Source organism: Paenibacillus sp. J22FR5 (assembly GCF_059691975.1).
Genome location: NZ_JCAUAN010000007.1, coordinates 114,589 through 140,182 on the forward strand (window position 1 = coordinate 114,589; position 25,594 = coordinate 140,182).

25 protein-coding genes are annotated in these 25,594 nt (G+C 45.6%); 12 read left to right on the plus strand and 13 right to left on the minus strand.

Annotated elements, in window-relative coordinates:
- Positions 1-61 precede the first annotated feature (61 nt).
- The 6 genes from ilvD to AC58P7_RS12570 all read right to left on the minus strand — a co-directional run bounded on the left by ilvD (position 62) and on the right by AC58P7_RS12570 (position 6,855).
- Positions 62-1,747: a dihydroxy-acid dehydratase gene (ilvD, locus tag AC58P7_RS12545; RefSeq protein WP_497343247.1), complete on the minus strand. Its 1,686-nt coding sequence runs from the start codon at positions 1,745-1,747 to the stop codon at positions 62-64.
- A 130-nt stretch (positions 1,748-1,877) separates the two neighbouring features.
- Positions 1,878-2,864, minus strand: a complete 987-nt coding sequence (locus tag AC58P7_RS12550) for an ABC transporter permease (protein WP_497343435.1) — start codon at positions 2,862-2,864, stop codon at positions 1,878-1,880.
- A 10-nt stretch (positions 2,865-2,874) separates the two neighbouring features.
- Complete coding sequence (locus AC58P7_RS12555) at positions 2,875-4,392, minus strand: sugar ABC transporter ATP-binding protein (protein WP_497343249.1); 1,518 nt, start codon at positions 4,390-4,392, stop codon at positions 2,875-2,877.
- Between the two features lie 69 nt (positions 4,393-4,461).
- The gene (locus AC58P7_RS12560) at positions 4,462-5,544 is read right to left on the minus strand and encodes a sugar ABC transporter substrate-binding protein (RefSeq protein ID WP_497343251.1); all 1,083 of its coding nucleotides are present in this window, start codon (positions 5,542-5,544) and stop codon (positions 4,462-4,464) included.
- A gap of 164 nt (positions 5,545-5,708) precedes the next feature.
- On the minus strand, positions 5,709-6,356 hold the full coding sequence (gene rnhA, locus AC58P7_RS12565) for a ribonuclease H (protein WP_497343253.1): 648 nt from the start codon (positions 6,354-6,356) through the stop codon (positions 5,709-5,711).
- A 1-nt stretch (position 6,357) separates the two neighbouring features.
- On the minus strand, positions 6,358-6,855 hold the full coding sequence (locus AC58P7_RS12570) for a hypothetical protein (protein ID WP_497343255.1): 498 nt from the start codon (positions 6,853-6,855) through the stop codon (positions 6,358-6,360).
- A 155-nt stretch (positions 6,856-7,010) separates the two neighbouring features.
- Here AC58P7_RS12570 and AC58P7_RS12575 point away from each other — a divergent pair, with 155 nt between their 5' ends.
- Positions 7,011-7,247 carry an alpha/beta-type small acid-soluble spore protein gene (locus tag AC58P7_RS12575; RefSeq protein WP_497343257.1) on the plus strand — a complete coding sequence of 79 codons (237 nt, stop codon included), beginning with the start codon at positions 7,011-7,013 and terminating at the stop codon, positions 7,245-7,247.
- A gap of 74 nt (positions 7,248-7,321) precedes the next feature.
- Here the strand turns inward: AC58P7_RS12575 and AC58P7_RS12580 are convergent, their stop codons facing one another.
- Positions 7,322-8,317, minus strand: coding sequence for an ABC transporter substrate-binding protein (locus AC58P7_RS12580; RefSeq protein WP_497343258.1), 996 nt, complete (start codon positions 8,315-8,317; stop codon positions 7,322-7,324).
- Between the two features lie 197 nt (positions 8,318-8,514).
- Here AC58P7_RS12580 and AC58P7_RS12585 point away from each other — a divergent pair, with 197 nt between their 5' ends.
- The 3 genes from AC58P7_RS12585 to AC58P7_RS12595 are packed head-to-tail and all read left to right on the plus strand — an operon-like array spanning position 8,515 to position 11,433.
- Positions 8,515-9,525 (plus strand): FecCD family ABC transporter permease, encoded by a 1,011-nt coding sequence (locus AC58P7_RS12585; RefSeq protein ID WP_497343260.1) that lies wholly within the window; start codon positions 8,515-8,517, stop codon positions 9,523-9,525.
- Positions 9,522-10,571, plus strand: coding sequence for a FecCD family ABC transporter permease (locus AC58P7_RS12590; RefSeq protein ID WP_497343262.1), 1,050 nt, complete (start codon positions 9,522-9,524; stop codon positions 10,569-10,571). Before AC58P7_RS12585 ends, AC58P7_RS12590 begins: the two co-directional genes overlap by 4 nt.
- A 31-nt stretch (positions 10,572-10,602) precedes the next feature.
- Positions 10,603-11,433, plus strand: coding sequence for an ABC transporter ATP-binding protein (locus AC58P7_RS12595; RefSeq protein ID WP_497343264.1), 831 nt, complete (start codon positions 10,603-10,605; stop codon positions 11,431-11,433).
- Between the two features lie 37 nt (positions 11,434-11,470).
- Here the strand turns inward: AC58P7_RS12595 and AC58P7_RS12600 are convergent, their stop codons facing one another.
- Positions 11,471-11,824, minus strand: a complete 354-nt coding sequence (locus AC58P7_RS12600; protein ID WP_497343437.1) for an O-methyltransferase — start codon at positions 11,822-11,824, stop codon at positions 11,471-11,473.
- A 297-nt stretch (positions 11,825-12,121) separates the two neighbouring features.
- Here AC58P7_RS12600 and AC58P7_RS12605 point away from each other — a divergent pair, with 297 nt between their 5' ends.
- Positions 12,122-13,381 carry a methyl-accepting chemotaxis protein gene (locus AC58P7_RS12605; RefSeq protein WP_497343266.1) on the plus strand — a complete coding sequence of 420 codons (1,260 nt, stop codon included), beginning with the start codon at positions 12,122-12,124 and terminating at the stop codon, positions 13,379-13,381.
- A 129-nt stretch (positions 13,382-13,510) separates the two neighbouring features.
- On the opposite strand, the gene AC58P7_RS12610 is transcribed toward AC58P7_RS12605, so the two are convergent.
- Positions 13,511-15,328, minus strand: coding sequence for a M3 family oligoendopeptidase (locus AC58P7_RS12610; RefSeq protein WP_497343268.1), 1,818 nt, complete (start codon positions 15,326-15,328; stop codon positions 13,511-13,513).
- A gap of 146 nt (positions 15,329-15,474) precedes the next feature.
- Between AC58P7_RS12610 and AC58P7_RS12615 the strand changes: the two genes are divergently transcribed.
- The 3 genes from AC58P7_RS12615 to AC58P7_RS12625 are packed head-to-tail and all read left to right on the plus strand — an operon-like array spanning position 15,475 to position 17,025.
- Positions 15,475-15,639 (plus strand): YycC family protein, encoded by a 165-nt coding sequence (locus AC58P7_RS12615; RefSeq protein WP_065850735.1) that lies wholly within the window; start codon positions 15,475-15,477, stop codon positions 15,637-15,639.
- 3 nt (positions 15,640-15,642) lie between these two features.
- Positions 15,643-15,888: a hypothetical protein gene (locus AC58P7_RS12620; protein WP_497343270.1), complete on the plus strand. Its 246-nt coding sequence runs from the start codon at positions 15,643-15,645 to the stop codon at positions 15,886-15,888.
- Positions 15,889-15,915: 27 nt separating this feature from the next.
- The gene (locus tag AC58P7_RS12625; RefSeq protein WP_497343272.1) at positions 15,916-17,025 is read left to right on the plus strand and encodes a GGDEF domain-containing protein; all 1,110 of its coding nucleotides are present in this window, start codon (positions 15,916-15,918) and stop codon (positions 17,023-17,025) included.
- A 63-nt stretch (positions 17,026-17,088) separates the two neighbouring features.
- Here the strand turns inward: AC58P7_RS12625 and AC58P7_RS12630 are convergent, their stop codons facing one another.
- Positions 17,089-17,790, minus strand: a complete 702-nt coding sequence (locus AC58P7_RS12630; protein WP_497343274.1) for a DUF2225 domain-containing protein — start codon at positions 17,788-17,790, stop codon at positions 17,089-17,091.
- 45 nt (positions 17,791-17,835) lie between these two features.
- The gene (locus tag AC58P7_RS12635) at positions 17,836-18,228 is read right to left on the minus strand and encodes a globin domain-containing protein (protein ID WP_497343276.1); all 393 of its coding nucleotides are present in this window, start codon (positions 18,226-18,228) and stop codon (positions 17,836-17,838) included.
- Between the two features lie 367 nt (positions 18,229-18,595).
- On the opposite strand from AC58P7_RS12635, the gene ylbJ reads away from it, so the two are divergent.
- The 4 genes from ylbJ (at position 18,596) to AC58P7_RS12655 (ending at position 24,113) form a co-directional block, all read left to right on the plus strand.
- On the plus strand, positions 18,596-19,834 hold the full coding sequence (ylbJ, locus tag AC58P7_RS12640; protein ID WP_497343278.1) for a sporulation integral membrane protein YlbJ: 1,239 nt from the start codon (positions 18,596-18,598) through the stop codon (positions 19,832-19,834).
- The gene (gene glgP, locus AC58P7_RS12645) at positions 19,809-22,430 is read left to right on the plus strand and encodes an alpha-glucan family phosphorylase (protein WP_497343280.1); all 2,622 of its coding nucleotides are present in this window, start codon (positions 19,809-19,811) and stop codon (positions 22,428-22,430) included. The genes ylbJ and glgP overlap by 26 nt, the downstream gene beginning before the upstream one ends.
- 134 nt (positions 22,431-22,564) lie before the next feature.
- Entirely contained in the window at positions 22,565-23,236 is a 672-nt protein-coding gene (locus AC58P7_RS12650; protein WP_497343282.1) for a flagellar brake protein, read from the plus strand.
- Between the two features lie 64 nt (positions 23,237-23,300).
- A complete protein-coding gene (locus AC58P7_RS12655) occupies positions 23,301-24,113 on the plus strand; it encodes an NAD kinase (RefSeq protein ID WP_497343284.1) in 813 nt (270 codons plus the stop codon).
- A gap of 91 nt (positions 24,114-24,204) precedes the next feature.
- Here the strand turns inward: AC58P7_RS12655 and AC58P7_RS12660 are convergent, their stop codons facing one another.
- Positions 24,205-24,525: a YutD family protein gene (locus AC58P7_RS12660; RefSeq protein WP_497343286.1), complete on the minus strand. Its 321-nt coding sequence runs from the start codon at positions 24,523-24,525 to the stop codon at positions 24,205-24,207.
- Positions 24,526-24,565: 40 nt separating this feature from the next.
- The gene (lipA, locus tag AC58P7_RS12665) at positions 24,566-25,513 is read right to left on the minus strand and encodes a lipoyl synthase (protein ID WP_497343287.1); all 948 of its coding nucleotides are present in this window, start codon (positions 25,511-25,513) and stop codon (positions 24,566-24,568) included.
- Positions 25,514-25,594: the final 81 nt, after the last annotated feature.

The following is a 25,594-nucleotide window of genomic DNA, read 5'->3' on the forward strand; positions in this document are numbered from 1 at the left end:
AAAAAAGCCCCACCCCCATCAACAATTCAGTTGTGAAGGGTAGGGCTTTACTCAATCTAAATTAGATTTTCAAAATAGCGCCAGCACTTGCGTTCGTCACCATTTTGGTATAACGAGCCAAGTAACCAGTAGTAATTTTCTGTTGGAATCCTGCCCAAGTCTCACGGCGTTTTGCAAACTCTTCATCGCTGATTTGCAATTCGATTTTGCGTCCGTCCATATCTACGTCGATGATGTCGCCGTCATGTACGAAAGCAAGCGGTCCACCCTCAGCAGCTTCTGGGGACATATGTCCAAGCGAGATCCCGCGGGATGCGCCGGAGAAACGTCCGTCGGTGATCAAGGCTACTTTCGCGCCAAGACCCATACCTACGATTTGGGAAGTTGGTGCCAACATTTCTGGCATACCAGGTCCACCCTTAGGTCCTTCATAACGAATGACAACAACGTGTCCTTCTTTTACTTTGCCATTGGCGATACCATACAAAGCTTCGTCTTGGGAGTCAAAGCAGATCGCTGGGCCAACGTGACGTCCACCAACGGATTTATCGACTGCACCGACTTTAACGATACTACCTTCAGGAGCTAGGTTGCCGAATAGTACAGCAAGTCCGCCGCGCTCACTGTGCGGGTTCGTCAAAGGACGGATAACGTCTGTGTTCTGAATCTCACGACCAGCCACGTTCTCGCGAAGTGTTTGTGCCGTAACGGATAGACAGTCACCGTTGAAAGCACCTGGTTTTTTGAGCAACTCATTGATTACCGCACTCACACCGCCTGCCAAATGCACATCTTCAATGTGGTAATCGGAAGCTGGAGCGATTTTCGCAAGGTGAGGAACCCGCTCAGCCACTTCGTTAATACGAGCGATCGGATACTCGATGCCTGCTTCTGCAGCGATAGCCAATGTGTGAAGAACTGTGTTCGTAGAACCACCCATCGCCATATCCAAAGCAAATGCGTTATCAATCGCATCAATCGTCACGATATCACGCGGTTTAATGTCTTTCTCAATAAGAACCATCAGCTGTTTCGCACAATCTTTAACGAATTGCTTACGCTCTTCAGCAACGGCAAGAATCGTACCGTTACCTGGCATTGCTAGTCCCAGACCTTCAGCAAGACAGTTCATGGAGTTCGCTGTGAACATACCAGAGCATGATCCACATGTCGGACAACCGTATTGTTCTAGCTCTTCCAGACCCGCTTCATCCAATTTACCCGCTTGGAAAGCACCAACGCCTTCGAATACGGAAGAAAGGGAAATGGATTTACCGTTTTTATCTTTACCAGCTTTCATCGGTCCACCGCTTACTAACATCGTCGGGATGTTAACGCGAAGGGCACCCATGATCATACCCGGTGTAATTTTATCACAGTTAGGAATACAGACCATACCATCAAACCAGTGTGCGTTAACAACCGTTTCCAAGGAATCCGCGATAATCTCACGGCTTGGCAAGGAATAACGCATCCCGATATGCCCCATCGCAATACCATCGTCAACCCCGATTGTGTTGAACTCGAAGGGAACCCCGCCTGCTTCACGAATGGCTTCTTTTACAAGCTTACCGAATTCTTGCAAGTGAACATGTCCAGGAATAATGTCTATATAAGAGTTACAAACCGCAATAAACGGCTTGCCGAAATCTTCCTCTTTAACGCCGGCTGCACGTAGCAAGCTACGGTGAGGAGCGCGGTCGAAACCTTTTTTGATCATGTCACTGCGCTGTTTTGGATGTGCCATTCTTTATTCCTCCTAGAATTCATTTCTGTTATAAAAACAATGAAACTATCATACCACACTTCTCGTAAAATTTCTCACTTTAGTGTGATACAGCGCCAATGTGCTAGGAAACAACCTACAATTTAGCATTTTAAGCTTTACGCCGATTCAAATGAACGAAAGTAATGGCTAGCGCCAATACGAGCACGCTGCCTTTTACAATGTCGAACCCGAAATAAGGAACATTGAGCATAGTGAGTCCATTGAGCAATACGCCGATCAGTACAGCACCGAAGAACGTACCAATGACATTCGGTTTCCCCGCACCCAATACGGAGTACCCAACGAATACCGAAGCAACAGCTTCCATCAGCAGTGGCGCCCCCGCATCAATTTGCCCGGAACCAACACGAGATGCATACAGGATGCCCCCGAAGGCTGCGAAAATACCAGAAAGCACATAAGCCGCTAAGCGGATTTTGTTCACAGAAATTCCAGATAAACGAGCTGCTTCGCGATTGCCTCCCGTAATATACAACTGGCGTCCCCAACGTGTATAAGTTAGGAACACATGAACCGCAATAACGGCCACAATCATAAGAATAACAGGAACAGGAATACCTAATAGTTTGCCTTGACCGATCCAAAGAAACTCTGGTGAAAACTTCCCTGGAGCCACAGTTCCGTCCTGAAATCTCATATTATTATAGATGGAAAAGCCTTTGGTATATGTCTTTTGGACACCGCCGATAATATACATAACTGCCAACGTTGCTAGCAAATCCGGAATACGGACTTTAACAATGAGCAAGGAATTTATGAAACCGATGACTGCTCCAATAACAAGCGGAACAAGAATAACGAGAATGAGCGGTTGTTCATACCAGACCATCATGGCTGCCGCAGCAACCGTAGATAAGGAAACCGTCGAACCAACGGACAAATCAAAGCCGTCCACAATTTGAGATAACGTCACGCCGATCGCAACAAACATGACAATCGAGATGGAACGTAAAATATCCGCGATATTGTCATACGTCATAAAGTTCTCATTGATGATGGAAAATACGATAAGAACAAGTGCAATGATGAACAGGGCACCATATTTAAATGAAAAATCCAAGCTTTTTTCCTTCAAGCTATTCAACTTATTCAGCCTCCCCCGCGCTCGCATACGTCAAAATGAGATCCTGCGTCGCTTCCGCGCGGGACAGCTCCTTCACCACAGACCCATAGCTCATCACGATGATGCGATCGGCAATTCCAATAATTTCATTCAGTTCACAGGATAAATAAATAATCCCTTTGCCTTCCGATGCCAATTGACCAATTAAGCGGAAAATATCGCTTTTCGCGCCGACGTCGACCCCTTTGGTCGGCTCATCAAACATGTACACGTCAGCGTTTGTCGGAAGCCATTTCCCTACAGCCACCTTCTGCTGATTCCCGCCGCTCAGGTGCTTCACCGTGCGGTTGGGATCGCTTGGCTGTACGCCGAGCTGACCTACCATTTTCACGGCGTGGGCACTTTCCTCGCTGCGCTTCACAAAGCCCAGCGTACTCAGCTTGCGCAAAATCGGCAGCGACAGATTGCGCTTCACCGTCTCTTCCACGAGGACGCCCTGCTTACGGCGCTCCTCGGGCACGAGCGCGATGCCTGCACGCACGGCATCCTCCGGCTGGCGCAGCGCGAGCTTGCGCCCGTCCAGCCACACCTCGCCGCCGTCCGCGGCGTCGGCACCAAAGATCAGCCGGCTGAGCTCCGTTTTGCCGGCGCCGACCAACCCGACGACGCCAAGGATTTCACCTCGGCGGAGTTCGAAGGAGACGCCGCGCACCTTGGTACCGCGGCGCAGCCCTTTCACCTCGAGGAGGGTACCGCCAATGGGCACATTGGCCTTCGGGAACTCCTCGGTGAAGGTTTTGCCCAGCATCGCCTCGATCACGCTGGCGATGTCCATGGTTGCAGCCGCCTGCGTGAGCACGTGGCGGCCATCGCGCATGATCGTGATCCGGTCCGCGACACGGAACACTTCTTGCAAGCGGTGGGAGATGAAGATAATTCCCACTCCCTCTTGCTTCAGGCTGTCCATAATGCGGAACAGCCGCTCGGACTCTTCCAAGCTGAGCGGCGCCGTCGGCTCATCGAAAATAATGATCTTCGCTTTATGCGCCATCGCACGAGCAATCAACACGAGCTGCTTCTGCGAGATGCTCAGCTCATCCAGCTTGCTCCGTACTGAGAAGCTCGCGCCTATTTTTGCTAGGATCGCTTCGGCTTCCCGGTGCAGCTTTCGCCAATTTACCCAAGCTTCCCCTTGGACTAGCTTATCCATCATGACATTTTCCGTTACCGTCAACTCAGGTACCAAGGCCGTATCGACTTCTTGATATACGCAATATACACCTTGCGCCATGGCATCCTTAGGCGTTCGGATGTGGAGTGGTTGATTGTTGATGGAAAGCATTCCAGCATCATGGGTATAGGCACCGGATAAAATCTTCATCAAGGTGCTTTTACCAGCACCATTAGCCCCTAGCAAGGCATGGATTTCTCCCGCATCTAGGTCAAAGTCAACCTCCTGCAGCGCCTGTACACCCGGGAAGGATTTCGTTATACCCCTCATTTGCAATAATGAAGGTAAGGAAGCCTTTTCCTTCGGCATCTTTTTCCACCTCGCTTATCAATCTGAAAGTCCCACCGCATATTAGCGATGGGACTGCAAAGGACAACCTTATTTTTTTTCTGCTGCTTTTAGCCAATCTGTATAGCCTTGTTGGCTTCCGCCCCAGCCTTTTACGTACTCGCTAAGCTGTGTTGTGTTGATTTGCTTGTCCTTCGGAAGTTGATCTCTGGATACATAAACCGGCTCAAGGACAACTTTATCAGGCGTTTGATCGCCATGCAGCTTTTGATACAAGTAACGTACTTGTACACGACCGATATCTTTCGGATCTACCGCAGAGGAAGCTACCCAAGGGCTTTTCGGATCTTGCAGAAGCTGTAAATCTTCGTCACTTAAGTCAATGCCGTAAACCTTGATTTCTGTTCGTCCAGCTTGCTGAATCGCGCGTGAAGCGCCTTTCGCGAACTCGTCCCATGCTGTCCAAACAGCCGTGATATCACCTTTGTTCGGATACTTCTTCAAGATGGCTTCCATTTGTGTTTGAGTATCTAAGGCCGGATCTTTCGCTGTTCCGAAAGCGGCAATTTCTTTAATGTCAGGATATTTCTTTTGGAAAGCTTGGTAAGCCAGTTGTCTGCGCTCCATTGGTGCGAAGCCAGCTACCCATACTTTAACGATGTTACCTTTACCGCCAGCATCTTTAGCCAGTTGTTCAAGTGTTGCATCAGCCATTTTCTGATCGCCCTGCTCCAAGGAAGTTACACCTGGAACTGTGAGGATGGAGTCAAAGCTGACAACTGGGATCTTCTTCTCGATCGCTTTCTTCACACCAGCTTCAAGGGCTTCAGCTGTACCATGATCGACGAGAATACCATCGAATTTCTGGTTGATCGCTGCATCTAAGTTAGACGCCATTTTCGCCAAGTCTGTATCAGCTACGAAAACCGTAACTTTACCGCCTAGTTTTTCTACTTGTTCTTTGACACCTTCAACATACTGTGAAGAAAAAGTTCCTGTATTGAATTGCATAATAAGTGCAATTTTCTTACCAGATAAGTTAGAGGCACTTGTGCTTGTACTTGCTGCAGGTGATGCTTGCCCGCTGCTGCTATCTTTGGATCCGCAAGCTGCTAGTACACTTCCTACTAAAGCTAAACTGATGAAAACGCTAAGTAATTTGGTTCTTTTCATGAATGAATTTCCCTCCCGATCATACTCTCTATATTTCCCACTATATTAATCGGAATATTATACCGAGTTAACCAATAGGAATTACATTATATTAGCATTGGAGGGGACAACCGTCAATATAATTACGATATTTTGAACTTTTATTACTAGAGAAAGGTATTCTTTTACTTCCGGCCAAAATCAGCCTTGATCTCGCCCCATTTTTTCGTATCCCATTTGACGATTTTATTGCTGTAGGTATTGGTATGCAGCCATTTCAAGGCGCGATCCACTAAGGTCCATATTTCTGCTGTGGACGCATCTCGAACTAAATTAGTAGATACTTCCTTCTTACGAATCCAACTCAAGGCTGTGACCGAATCGGTGTAAATCGTTTGTTTACTTCCTTTTTTCTGTAGGTAAGCAAGTCCATGAACAATCGCTAGAAATTCGCCTAAATTATTCGTTCCTTTCGTGATGGGCCCTTGGTAGAAAATGATTTCCCCAGTCCGCGTATCCACGCCCTTATACTCAACGATTCCTGGGTTTCCTGAGCAGCCTACGTCCACAGAAATACTATCATAATCCACCTCAGGCGCTGACTCAGGAGTCGCTGTTTTTTTGCCAGCTGCTGAACCTCCTGTGCCTTTACCAGCGAAATTAAGTGATTTCTGCCAGCCCTTCTCAAGTGCTTGACGCGCCTCACTTTCGGATTCATAAGACTTGAATTTCGCTTGTGGATACCCATTAGTCTGAGCTTGGCATTCTGCCCATGAACGGTAAACGCCTGGCTTGTGCCCTACCCAAACCACGTAAAATTTCGCTGCAGCCATATTATTCACTCCGTAATTTAAGATGTAATTGCTCTACCAACTCTTCGACGACCTTCACCGTATCCTGAAAATACGGACGGTAATCCAAATCGGCGATAAAACCAAGATACGTTTCACCAATGTCTACAACTTGCTTGCGATATTCTCGGCTAGGAATGACATGCGTCTCAAGCTCGCGGTACGTGCCGTTCGTTCGCTCTTCTACAGAAGAGAGCTCAAGCTGTTCCTCCGCCAGATGACGCACAACGAATGAGAAGCCTCTACACTCTGGGTCACCGCAGCCGCAAACAAAGAACGGCATCCGCTCCCACTGATCGGCAGGGGCAAAACGGTTAGGTGCTGTGTCGTGCAATGCGCTATACAATAAGGCAGGCAAGCCAACATCGATGCATAGGGGTTCTTCAATGATCAAACTATCTTCCACAGACATATGAACGTCTGCTTGAATGATTTGTAAATCTTTATCTAGGGACCAGCCCTTAATCGCTAGTTCAAACATGCTTTCTCACCACTTTCCCGACTTCCATTTCACCATTATAACAAAGTGGAAACATTCCTGCTTTTACGCTTTATAAAAAAATTTAAATTTCTAATTGAAAAATGAGTAATATTTACAAAACAGTTCATACTACCTATTACTGGAGGTGATATCAGATGGCTACAGGACAATCTCGCAGCAGTAACTCCTTAATAGTTCCTCAAGCTTCATCGGCCCTAGACCAATTGAAGTTTGAAGTTGCTCAAGAATTGGGCATCCAAATTCCTCAAGATGGCTACTATGGTTATATGACGTCTTATGACACAGGATCTATCGGGGGTAACATCACTCGTCGTCTCGTTCAAATTGCTGAACAACAACTTGCTGGTACAAGCAATAAATTCAGCAGATAATTTCGATCCAAAAATACTTAAGCAACAAAAGGGCCTTCTTCCGGGTATACTCGGAGAAAGCCCTTTTTTTCTTCTCATTTAATGTCGTAGATCTTGTATAAATCATCCAGCATGATGTTAGCCGATCTAACCCCGCCGCCTGTATTCCAAGTTGCATCATTTACTTTTACTAATTTATTTTCTTTCACCACTTTAAGATTTTTCCAAAGCGGGTCATTCATCCATTCTTGCTCTTGTTTATTCCCCTTGCCATCGCCGATTTCATACGTAAAGTAGAATACGCGATCAGCGGCATCCAGCTCAGTTAATCGTTCCTTAGTAATATCTTCGAACGATTTCTCATCACTTTTGGCATCCGAACGAGCGAAACCAAGTTGTTTGAAAATAACGCCTGAGAACATATCACCGAAGTAGAATCTTGTTTTACCGCCCATAAAACGGACAACAGCCACTTTCTCCTTCAGCTTATCGCCTGCTTTGGACTTGAAATCTTCAATTCGTTTATCAAAACTCCCGATAACTTTATCGCCTTCGGCTTTCTTATTCAGTGTATCAGCATACAGACTGAAGTTATTCTTCCATTCACCACGCAGCGTTTCTGAAAAAACAGTCGGCGCAATCGCTTTTAATTGCTCGTATACTTTCTCTTGACGAAGCTTATTACCAATAATTAAATCCGGCTTAAGTGATGCGATGACTTCCAAATTCGGTTGTCCCTCAACACCTACTGTAGTAACACCTTGCATATCCGCTTTAAAATGCTCAAACCAAGGATTGCCGTAGAAAGATTCAACAGCCCCAACCGGCTTAACCCCAAGTGCAAGTAAAGCTTCTGTTCCTTCATTCGTCAAAATAACAACTCTTTTGGGATTCGCAGGTACCGCTGTTTCTCCCATGGCGTGCTTAATGGTACGCGGTGCATCCGATTTCGCTGTTTCTTGCGGTGCTGCTGAGGCAGACGACTTTGTTTCTGACTTCTCTCCACAAGCTGTTACAACGATACTCAATACAAATAAACATGCAATAAGAGCCCAAGCTCTTCCTAATGTAGGACGTTTTTTACTAAACATGTTGAACGTGTTCCCCCTTGGTCGACTTTAATTGTGATAACGATTCTCATTCTCTATCACATACTACTAGAGTGCATCCTGATTTGTCAACTTCTTTGATAATGATTCTCATATTCGTTGACTTCGACTACCGTAGTCATTAAAATAAACGAAGCAGGAAGGTAAGAAGGAAGCAGGTACTCTTCATGAATACATCTATGAAAGAACGTTTTTCACATGTCAATAAAAGTATTGGATTACTAGCAGCCGTCTGTGTTCTCCTTGGGTTAATGATCAGCAGTGTCCGCTTCGGCCTTCATTCGTATTCTTGGGATCAAATCATCACTTCCTTTGATCCTTCTGATCAACCAACGAATGAATCAATTATCATCCGAACTGTACGTATACCGCGAGCTTTGATAGCTGCACTTGTTGGCGGCAGTTTGGCTGTCGCTGGGGCACTTATGCAAGCGATGACTCGAAATCCACTTGCTTCGCCGAGTATTTTTGGGATTAACTCCGGAGCCGCATTTGCCATCGTTATCGCTGTTGGATTTTTCAATGTGTCCAGCCTTACGCAATTTACATGGATTGCTTTTCTCGGCGCCGCAATAAGTGCAGCATTGGTCTATGGACTCGGATCACTAGGGCGCGACGGCTTAACACCGATGAAAATCACACTCGCAGGCGCTGCGATGACAGCATTCTTCGCTTCGCTTACACAAGGTATTCTTCTTGGCAATGGCAAAGCCTTTGAACAAGTTTTGTACTGGCTTGTGGGTTCTGTAGAGGGACGTACCATGGCTATGCTGCAATCCGTTTATCCGTATATGCTGCTTGCATGGGTCGGTGCCATCCTTTTATCCCCACATATTAATATCTTAGCGATGGGTGACGATATTGCCAAAGGGCTTGGACAACAAACCGTTTACATAAAAGTAATCACCGCTCTCATTATTGTTATTCTTGCTGGCGGCTCTGTCGCTGTTGCGGGTCCGATTGTTTTCGTCGGCCTCATGATTCCTCATATCGTCCGCTTCCTTGTAGGCATTGACTATCGATGGGTCATTCCCTATTGTGCTGTACTAGGCGGTATCCTCTTGGTTGGCGCAGATATTGGTGCTCGCTTCATTATTATGCCGAAGGAAGTTCATGTTGGCGTCATGACCGCTATTCTCGGCGTTCCTTTCTTTATTTATATTGCTCGCAAAGGGGGGCTCCTCAAATGAGTGCTTCCAAGCGATATGTTACGATTCGAAGCAAAAGTTATTCTTTTTTACTTAGCCAAAAAGCCATCATCATCACACTAGCTCTTCTCCTAGCCGTCATCCTAATGATGATTGTGAGTACCGGTGTCGGCAGTATTACGATTAAACCTTTGGATGTGGTACGTGCTGTATTCGGCTATGGAACAGATCCCAGTACGATGATCGTTCGAACACTGCGTTTACCTCGTGTCATCGTGGCTGTCCTGATCGGCGCATCATTAGGCGTCTCTGGTGCCATTCTACAAGGGATCATACGCAATCCGCTAACCTCACCGGACACGATTGGCACAACAGGCGGGGCAACGTTAGGAGCTGTTTCTTTTTTCTTCTTTTTCTCGGATAAACTTAGCATTCATTGGCTCCCAGTCGCCGCTATTCTAGGGGCATTTCTTGCAACCTTGTTGGTGTACATTTTTTCTTGGAAAAATGGGATTACGCCGCTGCGACTCGTCCTTATAGGAACGGGCCTCACAGCTGCGATGAGCGCAATCTCGTATCTCTTAATGCTGACTGGCCCCATCGTACTCGCTAATCAGTCCCTTACTTTTATGACTGGGAGCATTTATGGGGTTTCGTGGTCAAAAGCCGTTTACCCCTTGTTACCTTGGGTTATTGTTTTAATCCCAATCATCTTCATCTATGCGCGGCATATTACGGTCCAATCCTTAGGGGAGGATATCGCGATGAGTGTAGGAAGCCGTGTTCAACGTCAACGTTTCCTATTGATTATGCTAAGCGTGGCCTTGTCGGGAGTTGCCGTCGCATTTGGCGGTGCCATCAACTTCATTGGACTCATGGCCCCGCACATCTCACGCAGACTTGTCGGTCCTAGCTTCGGCGCCCTAATTCCGGTATCTGCGCTTACTGGCTCCCTACTTCTGCTGCTTGCAGACTTAGCTGGCCGTTTCCTATTCAAGCCACTCGATATTCCAGCAGGCGTCTTTACCGCAGCTATCGGCGCACCTATCTTCATCTACGTGCTATATCGCAGTAGAAATCGCAGATAATCCAGCATTCCCCAAAAGGAGAATAAGCTACATGACAACCTCAAACCAGGCACTCGAAGCCCAAGCGCTTCAATTGACATATGGAGATACAACGATTTTTCAAAGCCTAAATCTGCGGATTCCTAAGGGTAAAATAACGGTATTTATCGGCAGCAATGGCTGTGGGAAATCCACCCTGCTGCGCTCTCTTGCGCGTCTCATGAAGCCTGCTTCTGGAAGCATTCTGCTGGATAGCCATGAGATTGCAAAGCTCTCTACCAAAGAGGTCGCAAGACGAATGGCGATCCTGCCCCAAGGTCCGTCTGCGCCAGAAGGACTCACAGTCAGACAGCTTGTCAAACAAGGCCGTTATCCCTACCAAAGTTGGCTGCAGCAATGGTCCTCTGAGGATGAGAGCAAGGTCATGCGGGCTCTTGAGCTTACGAACATGCTTGAGTTTGTCGATCGCACGGTCGACTCGCTCTCGGGAGGACAGCGCCAGCGCGCATGGATTGCCATGACATTAGCTCAGGACACCCCGACTTTGCTGCTTGATGAACCAACTACCTATCTAGATCTCACGCATCAGATTGAGGTGCTGGACTTATTATTTGAGCTGAACGAGCGTGAACAACGCACAATCGTTATGGTCTTGCATGACATCAACCTCGCTTGTCGCTACGCACATCATATTGTCAGCATCAAAAAGGGTTCCGTTTACGCCGAAGGAAAGCCTGAGGACATTGTAAATACTCAGCTGCTGCGTGATGTGTTTGATATGGATTGCCAAGTAACGTCGGATCCGATCTTTGGAACACCGATGTGTATCCCTTTTGGCAAGGGTCGCATCTTGCTAGGCAAACAGCCCCAATCACAATTGTGATCGGGGCTGTTTGTATGAAATAGAATAGGTATAAGTGCTAAATCGTTCGTGCGTATGTGGCCATATTATAATTGCTTTCAAACAGGATACTAATTGAAATAACGTTCTTTCTTACCGTAAAATCGAACAATATTTCCCCATGTGTCCAACTCTTCTTGCGCTTCAACGATTCGATCGCCATTTGACGAAAAGATTGAAATTGCAGCTCTGTTAGCCCCGCGTTAGGAGCAGCAGGCAATATGCCCTCCGAGCTTTCAAACGGTAGGTGTTTAATACCGAATTTGCCAATCTCATTGTTGCGGATGTGAACAAATACCGTACCTGAGTTCACATGAGAAAGTTCCTCCTTAATCTTTCGAAATACCACATCAATTTGTCTAGCGAGTGTCATCTGTTCCAATTTTTAATTATTCCTCCTTTAATTATGTTTATTTACTAATTATGTTAAATTTGTGACTGTAGACCTATTATACCTATAGAATTTACATAATTCAACAGTTTATTTCCAATATTTTAATAATTCACCATATTCTTTATATTCGCTAATATAAATCCCAGTTTTATTGTAAATACCGAACGATTGTTGTCGAAAAACTGTAGAATGTTTCCATGTTCAATGATATAATTTTCAAATATACCTATTTATTTTCTCCATAAGTAAACAAATTTTGCAGAGGAGTCGGTCGGATTGGAACAATTATCATCCTTATCGTTTAGAAAGAAACTACAACTTGGTTGTTTTGCACTAATTGGCTTAAATTCACTTTTCATGATGATTGTCACTTTTGCCTCAGACTGGAACCGCTTACTTGGCATTATCTTCCTGATTATTATCCTTGCTGGAAGCTACCCTTTCATCCGTTGGTTTGAAGGTCAACTGACAGAGCCCATCGATGGTATCTCCCGCATTGCCCTTAACATTTCCAAAGGTGACTTCTCTCAGAAGGTAGCGATCACGACTGACGATTCGCTTGGTCAACTAGGTCAATCCTTTAACAAAATGATTGACAAGCTGCGTGACATTTTGCGCGATACAGGTTCTATTTCGAAACAAGTATTTCAGACAAGCCGTGATATCTATGTTAAAAATGAAAGCTTCCGCACGGTCCTAGAGCAAGTGAGTATTTCGGCCCATGAGCTCGCAGCTGGTGCGGGACAAATCTCCGAGGAGATTTCAGGCGTATCCATTACCTCCAAAGATATTGAAGTGAAAATCGTGAACTATGCCGGATCTGCCCAAGAAATGAAAAACAGATCTGACCAAATGATGACTCTGGTTGAAAAAGGACGCACATCAGTCGAAAGCCAAGGCGTCGGTATGAAACGAAATGTTGAAGTGACAAGACAAGTATCCGATACCATTGACATGCTGGCTCGTCAAGCTGCTGGTATTACGAACGTTACTCGCTCCATTTCTGAAATTGCTGAGCAAACGAACCTATTGTCTCTCAACGCATCCATTGAAGCTGCTAGAGCTGGTGAGCATGGCCGAGGCTTTGCGATCGTAGCACAGGAAGTGCGTAAGCTTGCTGAAGAGTCCACTTCCCTTACGCGTGAGGTATTTGGCTTCGTTAAGAGCATTGAGCAAGGCATTCAGGATGCGATTCGCAGCATTCAAGTCAATGAGGACGTCGTTAAGAAACAAACCGTCCTAATCGATCAAACCGAAATCGTCTTTGCTGAGATTGTCGGCAGCGTTGGATTTATTTCGGAAGAGATTACTCGCTTCGCCGAAGAAAGCGAAAGCATGCTGCAAAGCTCTGGTCAAATTGCCGCAGCCATGGAAAATATTTCAGCGATCACCGAAGAGTCCGCGGCTGGTACGCAAGAAGTGTCCGCTTCCATGAATGAACAAATTTCAACTGTACAAGGTATCGTTTCCCAAGCGGAAGAAATGACGCGCGTTGTAACCCAGTTGCAGCAGACAATTCAGATCTTCAAGCTGTAAGATTTGAATTGCAGCTAAAACAAAACCCCTTGAGACTATGTCTCAAGGGGTTTTGTGCGTTCAGGATCGCAGTTTCAGGCGATGCTGGCGTGTATTGCAGGCATGAGCGCTGCCTACTCCGTTTCTCTTCTACACGCGAACCTTCGCTTCCGTGAGCTCCATGAACTGCTTTACGTCTTGCGCTGCCATGTCGACGGCACTTTGCCAGAAATCCGGCTCTGTAAGATCAACACCAAGATGCTTTTGCGCGAGCTCTTCCACATTCATGCTGCCTGTATCTCTAAGCAGTGAGATGTACTTATCTTCAAAGGTTGCACCTTCCTGTACAGCTCTTGCATAAATGCCTGCACTGAACATGTACCCGAACGTGTACGGGAAATTGTAGAAAGGCACATCCGTCGCATAGAAATGAAGCTTCGCAGCCCAAAAATGCGGATGATAGCTGCTTAAGGCATCCTTATAAGCAAGCTTTTGCGCATCGACCATAAGCTCATTCAAGCGTTCAACACTGACTAAGCCTTGACTGCGTTCTGCATAGAAGTTCGTCTCAAAAATAAATCGTGCATGAATATTCATGAAGAATGCGATAGCCCGCTGGATTTTATCCTCGAGCAAAACAATGCGCTCATCGTCCGTGGATGCACTCTTCACCACAGCATCCGCCACGATCATTTCAGCGAAGGTAGACGCGGTTTCTGCCACATTCATCGCGTATTCCTGCGCGAGTGCCGGCATATCCGTCATCACATGCTGATGATAGCCATGTCCAAGCTCATGAGCGAGCGTAGAGACGTTATTCAGCGTTCCGCCATACGTCATGAAGATACGTGTCTCGCCCGCTAGCGGGAACGAGGTACAGAAGCCCCCAGGGCGCTTACCCGGGCGATCTTCTGCTTCAATCCAGCGTTTCTCGAAGGCTTCCTCGGAGAAGGCGGCAAGCTTCGGACTAAAACGCTTGAATTGATCAATGATTAGACTCGCACCCTCGTCGTAGGAAATTTTCTTGGAGGAATCGCCAAGTGGCGCGTCCACGTCGACCCAAGCAAGCTTATCAACACCAAGCAACTTCGCTTTGCGATTTAGATACTCCACGAAAAGACCTTTATTCCGGTCAATGACATCCCACATCACGTTCAATGTTTTTTCTTCCATACGATTGATCGCTAGCGGTTCTTTATGTATGCTTTTCCAGCCTCTTGCTTTATAAACCTGAAGACGGAAGCCCGCCAAGTGATTAAGTGCTTCTGCACAGTACTCTTCTTTATCCGTCCATGCTTGTTCCCATTTGTCAAAAAGTTCTAATCGTTCTTCCCGATTTTCCGTATGCAGCTTGTTAAACGCCTGACCTGCTGATAAATCGACCTGCTTGCCATCGACTTCAACCGACATACTAAATTGACCTACGGTCGAATTATACAAGTCGCTCCACCCATGATAGCCGTCTACAGCCAAATCATTAATTAAAGCTTCTTGCTCTGGCGGTAACTTTTCCTTGGCTAATGAGCGTCGTTCATCCAGTGAAAAGGCAATAGCCCCAAAAGGCTCTTGCAAGAGCAAAGCTGCCCAAACCTCATCCGGAATCCCGGTCAAAATTTGATCAAAATGTGTGAGTGAGGATAGATGCTCGGCATATAAGCTTTTGACTTGTCCACTAAGCACAGGTGCTTTCTTATCCTTCTGGTTATCCGCTTGCAAACAACCTACGAAAGAATCTGCCTCATGAATATGCATCACATTGTGCTGTAGCAATTCAATCAGCTCGGCTAGTGCTGCGGTATCCTCTACACGTTGTGGCGAAGCCGTATGACGTACTTGCTCTTGAAAAGATGCAATCGATTCCTGAAGCTTCTTCAGGTATGCAGCGAATGCAGGAGAATCACTTCCTCCAGGGAAAAAAGATTCAAGATTCCATGTTTGATTAAGAGGTAATGTTAACAATGCGATCACCTTTCCTTTCCACTTTTTATTAAATCATATCCGTAAGCCAATCGCCAACTATCACATCTTCCTCATTGCTTCTAGTTAAAAAGTGTGATTCAATTATGTATAGTTCCTTCGGACTAAATTGGAACAGAATGGGTGATTTTTCAACTATGAAACCGTTACAAATATCTCCTGAAACGGCTGTCAAGTTAGCCGAGCAGCTTAAAGTACCTTTAGAACATCTCATGCATATGCCACAACATATTTTACTTCAGAAATTAGCAGAGCTCGCTAAAAATTCCACTTCGGAAAACAGCGAACCGGAAACGAAGTAGACTTTGATTCCTTTTGCTAACACATGGCCTTACGACATCATTATGAAGGACGTTTATGTGGCCCAATGTCCATTCTGTCTGAGCGCTAATGTCTTGCTGCCGCTCAAAATTCAAGAACTCACCTCCATACATGAAGGTAAAAAGAAACTGCTCGTCTTCCCTTGTTGTCATAATAAGCTGACGCTTGTGGATACAGATCGGGATTATTTATTAGCGGACACCGCGGTACGAAACAAATATAATTCGTAGTTCATTGCAAGGAGCAAACGAACCTTTATGAATGAGTACCTCATTCCTTTGACAAGCGCATGTACCTTAGTGACCTTAAATTACTTGGCGTTGAAAGTTCATAGCAAGATGTTGATCGATTCGCACGAACACGTTTTCGCATCATTGCTAACAGGTCTGGCCAGCATCATCATGATGCTGGTTCCACTACCGGAGACTTTCGGATTAATTGATCTTCGCTCGTTGCCTATCTTCATGGCCGGATTACGATACGGATTGCCTGTTGCGCTCTTCTCCACGCTGCTGCCTGCAGGTTCTAGTCTCGTTTCACTTGAAAGTCAAGCCTGGTTCACCATCGCACAAGACCTCATTGCCCCGGCCTTCATTAGTTCCTTTTTCCATAACAATGAGTATCGGAACGGCTTCATGGACATTCCTATTCGACATGCCCTCCAAATATGTATTTTCGTATTCATTCTACGTCTTGTAACACATAGCTTCCTAACAAGCAGCTTTTCTTGGTCGTATACGCTGGATCAATTGTTTATGTTTGCGATCACATTTGCTACGCTCTTCATGATCATCATCATGGTAAATGACGAGAACAACAATTGGCGCTTACAACGCAAACTTGAACTGCAAGCGAACCAAGATGGTTTGACGAAACTGCCTAATTTAAGAAGCTTTATGCCAATCGCCCAGGGCGCACTTCATAAGCGCAAAGTATCCATCATGATGATTGATCTCGATAATTTCAAGCTATTCAACGACCGATTTGGACATTTGGAAGGCGATCAACTGCTTCAGGAAGTAAGCTCCGTTCTACGTCACTTTATTGATGAGCAAGATTACCTAGCCAGATATGGGGGAGAAGAGTTTATACTACTCTGTTCAGAGACTGACCCTGACCGAATTCTTAGTTACGGCCAAACTTTATGTACAACGATTGCGGATCTATTTCTTTATAAGAAGAACGGTTTAGAAGCGGCTCCAATCTCTATTTCAATTGGGATTTCAATTGCCGCAAACTCGCATACTGATCTTAGAACGCTTATTTCAGAGGCCGATCAAGCACTTTATCAATCCAAGCATACGGGTAAAAACCGTTCTACCCTTTATACACATCCACTGGTAAGTCAACAAAAAATGAACGCTTAACCATTCTCGGTTGTACACCGCATGATGGTAAGCGTTCATTTTAAATTTGTTCCATATCGTCATTTAGGTAGCTTGTTTCATTTCATCTGGCAGCTCTAAGCGCATAGCCAGCATATCTTCTCGCGTTGTAATCCATTGCTCACGACTTGCTCTAATCATCCCCGCATCCATAATCTTACGATCGTTGATGATACGTGAAAACCATTTAACGGCATCAGGGAATCGTTTTAATCTCCGGTTCAGTTCTCCCAATAAATACATCAGCCTCGCGTTATTCAAATCCATACCTTCGGTTTCAAAGACGTTCACATAGGCATCTAAGGCGAATGTAAGGAAGCGTTCTTCCTGCTCCCAATTCCCTTTGATTCGATACAGCCAAGCCAAGTGATGCAGCAGACCTGCAACAACGCGTGACTTCTCATTTTTGATCTGAGCACTCAGAAGTGCCAGCTTATAGCTTTGAAGCGCATCATCCCATGTTCTTTCCCGGCAAAAATCACGCATGGACCAGTTCTGGGATACCTTTTCATAAAAAACTTCCCTCTGTGCAGAAGTCCATTTATCCGAAAAATTTTCAGAATGTGCATATCCGCAAAATGGACAAATCCGAACGACATAGAAGTCAGGATTAATATCCTTGTAATGAAGGCAGAAGTCCGTATCTGACTTACTCGCTTTTTTGAAGCTTGGTCGAACCTTCATCGTTTTGAAGGAATTCGTACAGAAGGAGCAAGTCACTGAAATCTCATATAAAGGTTCGACCACTTGATATCCCGCCTTTTCCCAGAATTATATAACAGGAAGAACGGACTATTCTTCCTCAGGTGTGTTCACGAAATGATAGGCAGAGCCCCGCAGTCGATCTATTAGAAATGCCTTCAAATCCTCAGGCAAGCCAACTTCTAGCATAGCTTCAGTCATACAACCCAACCATGCATCCGCTCGCTCCTTCGTAATTGGGAAAGGTAAATGCCGAGCTCGCATCATGGGATGCCCATGGCTATCAGAGTATAAGGTTGGTCCACCGAAAAATTGAGTTAAAAACAGCTTTTGTTTCTCTATAACCGGACCTATATTAGCGGGAAAAAGCGGCGAAAGTAATGGTTCTTGCTGCACTTTCGAATAGAATACTTCTACCAAACGGCTAAGCGTTTCCGCTCCTCCCATTAATTCGTATAACGTTCTGTTCTCGTTTCCTGCCATGCCATTAAACCTCGCAATTCGTATTCAATAGTTCTCTAAATCCTCATCCCCTGCGTGCATGAGCGTTTCTCGAATGACAAACACGAACATACAGACAACTAATCCGGCAATGACACCTGTCATTTGAATCACTCCCGAGTATAGGATTTAAGTATTACTAGTTCTATTTTACCATAAAAACAGGGACTGAACAGTACTAAGGACCAAAATAAACGGCTACCAGTCCTACTTGGACGTGGGCGTTTATCTAGAAATATAGCAAATGTAATATGTGAAACATATACAACCTACTATTTTAAGAAATTCGGGACGGCATGTATGTCCAAGCAGATTCATATAGTTGAGTATGAGGAGGTATCTATCGTCAATGCCCAAACCAAACTTCACCCCTACGTTTCTTATGTCGTTCGTAATTATTGCCATTATTGTATGCTTAGTTCTGTTCCCGCATGTCGGGTTTCAATCAGCTATTCGCGGCGTTTCCATTTGGTGGGACGTGCTCTTCCCGGCCTTATTTCCTTTCTTCGTTATATCCGAAATTTTGCTCGGCTTTGGGATTGTTCACTTCTTCGGAAGACTGCTTGACCCCATGATGCGTCCGGTCTTCCGAATTCCAGGTATCGGTGGATTCGTTATGGCCATGGGCTTCGCTGCCGGCTATCCCGTTGCCGCCAAACTAACTGCACAGCTATGGGACCAGAAGCTGGTTAATCGTGAAGAAGGCGAACGGCTTGTTGCCTTCACAACAAGTTCGGACCCGATATTTCTGATCGGAGCCGTTTCCATCGGCTTTTTTCATGACGCTTCATTAGCCATGATCCTAGCCATTGCCCATTATGGAGGTTCGTTCCTGATTGGTCTGCTTATGCGGTTTCACGGCAGGAAGAGTGTGCCTACGCCTCAGCCGCTTAAGGACAAGGGCCTCGTATGGAAGCAAGCCTTTGAAACGATGCATCAGGCTAGAATTCGTGATGGCAGGCCTCTAGGAACGTTGTTAAGCCAGTCCATTTTGCAATCCATACGATTAATTTTCGTCGTAGGTGGACTTGTTGTCTTCTTCTCCGTCGTTCTCGAGGTTCTAACATCTGCCCACGTGATGAATGTGTTCTATATTCTGATCACTTCCCTTTTAAGCATCACAGGATTACCGCATGAGCTATCGCAAGCCGTTATGAATGGGCTCTTCGAAGTAACACTTGGCGCTAAAGCTGCTGGAGGTGCTCCCGCTGATCTTGCTCTCTCCAGTAAAGTCGCCATTGGCGCCTTCATCCTCTCTTGGGGCGGTATGTCCGTTCATGCTCAAATTGTCAGCTTGTTAAGCCACACGAATATGCGCTACCTCCCTTTTCTCTTTTCCCGCCTTCTTCATGGATTTCTCTCTGCTGCTATTGTTCTCCTGATTTGGGAGCCTATGCAGCAATTTCGGAGCCCTCAGGCTGTATTCATGCCTCACTATGAGGTAACATCACCCGTTATGAGCTATCTAAAGCTTATTTTCCCGATAAGTGCGATGGTCTTTGTTGGTTCTTTTGCTGTCATCATGAGTCTATTCCTCGCATATTCCTTACTTAAACTGGTGTATGAAAAGGTTGGTGGAACAAGATAATATGGGTAACTACGATCATGTTTATAAAGGGAGAGAATATTCAGATATGATAGCAGCCGTCCCCCTAGAGGCGAAAGGTCTACCTCCAACGATAGAACGTTTAAACGAACTGGCATTCAATTTATGGTTCAGCTGGAACCATGATGCCCTGCAGCTTTTTGAAAGCATGAGCCCTGATCTATGGAAATCTCTCGGTTATAATCCCGTTCGCCTGCTTCATGAGCTAGACGCAACACAACTGAAAGCACTAAGTCAGAACAGTGAATTTGTAGAGCGCTATCTCCAAGTCATGACGAGATTCGATACGTATATGAATGAGCCTGCGTGGTACCAAAATAATCATGCAGACGAAGGTTATGTGCAGATTGCTTATTTCTCCGCAGAATTTGGATTTCATGAATCGCTCCCAATTTATTCGGGCGGGCTCGGCATCCTAGCTGGTGATCATATCAAGTCGTCCAGTGACCTCGGCATACCTCTTGCAGGCGTTGGACTCCTCTATAAAAAAGGCTATTTTACGCAAAAAATTGATGCTAGCGGCAGTCAGCAAAGTGAATTGTTCCCCTATGATTTTAATCAATTACCGATTCGTCCTGTGTTGCAAAATGATCAACAACTTACGGTCTCCTTGGACATATCCGGTCGTAACATTACCCTGTTAGTTTGGGCTGTGCGAGTAGGACGAAACCTGGTCTTTCTACTGGATACCGATCATGAAGCAAACAATGAGGCAGATAAAGCGCTAACCGCACAGCTGTACGGGGGCAATCAAGATATGCGTATCGCCCAGGAGATGGTGCTAGGGATTGGTGGCATCAAAACACTCCGAGCACTTGGCATTTACCCAAATGTGTACCATATCAATGAAGGTCACGCGGCTTTCCTTACGTTAGAGCGTTTGAAGGAACTGCTTCACTTGGGCCTTTCTTTTCACGTTGCGGTTGAGACCGTCCGCTCTGCCACTGTATTTACGACCCATACACCTGTTCCCGCGGGTCATGATACCTTCTCTGTCGGGATGGTGGAACACTATCTCGGACACCTGTTTAGCGAGCTGCCTAACCATAAACAAAGCATTATTTCGTTAGGACTTGATCATAAGTCCGGTCAATTCAATATGACACATTTAGCGATGAATACAGCAGGGCTTCGTAATGGAGTCAGCAAATTACATGGTCAGGTTTCACGCGAAATGTTCAAAGAGTTTCACGGCCATATCGACGCGAGTGAGGTGCCTATCGGATCCATTACGAATGGGGTTCATTTGGATACATGGACCGCGCAAGCGTGGAAGGAGCTTTTCGATCGATTCCTTCCGGGTACTTGGCGAGAAGACCAATCTAACCAGCATCAATGGGCACAAATCGAGGTTATTCCCGATGAATCGATTTGGAAGGTGCATCAGCATTTGAAAGAGGATTTGGTACATTATGCTCGCACAAGCCTCATGGAGCAGCGTAAACGCAATGGAGAATCCGAGGAACGGATCGAAGAAGTACGAAACTATTTGAATCCCAAGGCCTTAACCATCGGTTTCGCAAGACGCTTTGCCACCTACAAACGGGCCAATCTTATTTTCAATGATTTATATCGGCTCAAGAAATTAATCAATGATCCTGAAAGACCCGTGCAATTTATATTTGCAGGTAAAGCCCACCCGGCTGATTACCCGGGTCAAGATCTCATTCGAGAAATTTACCGAATATCACAGTTGAAAGAATTTCTCGGTAAAATCGTTATTCTCGAGAATTATGATATCAACATGGCACGCTATCTCGTTCAAGGCGTTGACGTGTGGTTAAACAATCCCCGCAGACCCCTTGAGGCTAGCGGAACCAGCGGCCAGAAGGCGGCCATGAATGGCGTGCTCAACTTCAGTGTGCTCGACGGTTGGTGGGAGGAAGGTTACAATGGCACGAATGGTTGGGCGATCGGATCCACTGGAGCAGCAGACTGGGCCGCACAGGAAAAAGAAAATACGAAAGCGATTTATCACCTTTTGGAGAATGAGATTATTCCCCTCTACTACAATCAAGGTGATCTACCTCATCAATGGATTGTGCGCATGAAGCGTTCCGTCCAATCGCTCACCCCGGTGTACAATACACACCGGATGGTGCAGGACTATACGAATCTTACGTATTTACCAACGGCCAAACGTGCCCGCCTATTTGTAGCCGACAACTACGATGTAGCTACCAAAGTTGCCGATTACAAACAATTCATTCGTAACAACTGGCATCAAGTCAAAATCATGAGCATAGATGACCACTCGGATAAATCAACTTCCGACGTTCCTTTAGATGAGATTCCCCCCTCAACTAAAGGAATTACGGCGCTAATCCACTTCGGACCGATTTGGCCGCAAGATACGGCAGTAGAAGTCATTTATTATGCAGAAAATGGCGAAACATGGGAGCAGAAAATCATCCTGATGGCTCCGGTCGGGGAACTTATTGAGCAATCGCAGCACTTCCAAGCTACGATTCCATCGCATCTCATCCATGGCCCCCACTTCTCGATTCGTGTTCGGCCGATCTCAACCAACTTTGCTCATTCCTTTGAACTTTCGTTAGTCACGAGTACATTGTCTTAACAATAAAAACGTATAACCTGAGATAAAGCCCCGTTTGGGGCTTTTCTTATTGACATAGATAAATTAGAATGAGAAAGAGAATTTACAGGATGTACAGGCAGATGTGAATGTAAATCTAACTACTTGGTGATGCTATGGATTGGAATAAGGTACTAGAATTGGCAAGCTTATCGCCTAATCGGGATTGTCATATAATCATTGTAGGTGAATGTAAAGATGGCCAACCTTTCTGCTTTGAAGATAACTTTGCTATCGACAAAATAAGCGAAGATTCGATGACGGTTTGTCTCGAACAGTTAGGCTTATTTCCTTTCGACAAACTCGAGCATGTTTCATTCATTGAATTTTCGTTTAAAGATGGCGCTGTTTTATATTACGCTTATGTCGATTTGATTGGGCTTGAACTCAAAAAGACGATCTGTTACCTGACATTATCCCTTCCAGAAGACGTGTTTCAGCATCAAAACCGACGATATCCTCGCGCTAAGCTTACGCTGCGTACACCCATTACACTCCGTGTCGCTGGCATACGAAGCTTAACTGCACAAAAGGGTGTCGCTTTTACCGGACAGCTCCTTGATATCAGTGCTGGCGGTCTGTCATTTGTCACATCAAACCGACTCTTCTATCCATTGATTCTGGAATTCAGCTTCATACTTCCAAATTTCTCTCAACCGATTACTGTTTATGGTGAAATTATAAGGGTTACGCATTTTAGCAATGATAGCTATCGGATTGCAGCAGAATTTCGGCACACGCCCGACTCCATTCTTCAAGAAATTGATTCGTACTGCTCTAATTATTAAAAGAAGACGATTCCTGACCAAACTCAGCACACGTTTTCTACGAAAACTCTTAGGAGGTACAAGATTGAAATATAACGTCATTGAACGAGGCGATGACATCTCCAAGGAGCTGACCGAACGGTTCCACACTCTCGCCGCTAAGCAAGGAATGCCACGGGATGAAGAACAACCCGATATCGTGTTGTCGATTGGCGGAGACGGTACAATGCTTCAGGCTTTCCATAAATATGTCGATCAGTTAGATCACATCGCATTCGTAGGGATCCACACGGGGCATCTTGGCTTTTTTGCCGATTGGAAGCCTTATGAGCTGGATCATCTAGCATCTCTTATGTTCAGTGTGGCAACACCTGAGGAGCTGCAAATCGTACGATACCCTGTTGTCGAGATCGAAATTACGACGGACAAGGGTGTTGAAACGCATCTCGCACTTAACGAGTTTACGATTCGAGGCATCGAAGTTTCACTAGTCGCAAGACTTCACGTCAACGATGAAATGTTCGAAATGTTCCGAGGTGACGGCATTTGCATCTCGTCCCCCGCAGGCAGTACTGCTTACAACAAGAGCTTAGGCGGCGCCATGGTCCATCCATCGCTAGAAGCCATTCAAATTGCGGAGATCGCGTCGATTAACAATCGCGTCTACCGTACGCTTGGTTCATCGATGATTTTGCCGAAGCATCACCACTGTGACATTTATCCGAAAGCACAGCAGAATATGCTGCTGTCGTTGGATCACTTATATATGCAGCGTGAAGATGTCGTATCCATTCGCTGTCGTGTAGCGTCCAATGTGAAAGTGAAATTTGCCCGGTTTCGCCCATTCCCTTTTTGGAATCGTGTTCGTGAAGCATTCGTTGGGCTTGAAGTTAAATAGACTACTAAACAAACTGACTGTGCCTGCATGACAAAACGCCATCCGCTCTCCACTAATTTGGAGTTCAGATGGCGTTTTTGTGTTATAGCGATTAGACAGTAGTTGAACTGATTACGTCTGCTGGAGACTGCTGTTTCGGCGCATTTACTTTCTCAATAATGAAATACGCACAACCAAAGTTACAATACTCATTCAAGTAATCTTGAAGAGCCGCGATAGAAGATTCTTTGGTCGCCTTTGGGTGGATTTCTTTGAAAAACCCTCTCAGTCTTAATTGACTGTATCCCCAATCGCCTACAATATAATCGTACCGCTCCAGCACTTCACTAAAGCGTTCTTTGAACACTTCAAAATTCCAACCATTTTTATGATCGGTAACGAGCTCGTATGTTTTATTTGCAATATGAATCATGGTAGTAGGAAGCTCTCCTTTCTATGATCCGTTCCTTATTCTAAACGTTAGACGCCGCTTGCACCTGTTCGTGGGCATGGTAAGAGCTGCGCACCAAAGGCCCTGATTCCACGTGCTTGAAGCCGCGCTTCATGCCTTCGGCCTTCAATTCAGCAAACTGCTCAGGCGTATAATACTTGGATACAGATAAATGCGTTGTCGATGGCTGTAAATATTGACCGATCGTCATAATATCACAGTCTACCTCACGCAAGTCCTCCATCGTTTGGAGCAACTCGTCCCATTCTTCCCCTACACCTATCATGACACTGGATTTCGTAGGAATGCTCGGAGCGATTCGTTTCGAACGTTGAAGCAACTCCAGCGAACGACGGTATTTCGCTTTGGAACGGACACGATCTGACATCCGCTCAACCGTTTCCATATTGTGATTGAGAATATCAGGCTTCGCTGCAAGGACAGTAGCTAGTGACTCTTCTCGACCCAAGAAGTCAGGAATAAGCACCTCAACTGTGCACATCGGCAGCTTGCGTCGGATCGCTTTGATCGTCTCCGCGAAGATCATGGCACCGCCATCCGTCAGATCATCACGTGCTACGGATGTAACAACGCAGTGGCGAAGTCCCATTTGCAAGGCCGCGTCAGCAACACGTTCTGGCTCTTCCAGATCAAGCTCCGTTGGAAGACCTGTTTTGACCGCACAAAAACGGCAAGCACGCGTACAAATATCGCCTAATATCATAAAAGTCGCTGTCCGATTTGCCCAACATTCATGGATATTCGGACATTTGGCCTCTTCACAAACCGTATGCAAGGTTTTGGAGCGCATCATGGATTTTATTTCTTTAAAATTCTCATCGGTTTTAAGATTAATCTTTAACCAGTCTGGTTTTCTCTCTAATACTTTTTTAGGCACTGTCTTTCCCGCCTTTTTATTTGGTTTCTCAATGATGTTATTATAACATGAATGACTGACAAAACAATCCACTTTGGGGGTCAGTTGTGATACACTTATCCAGATGGACCAAAACAGCTCAGCTTACTACATAAAGGCTGTATGGGAGGATTG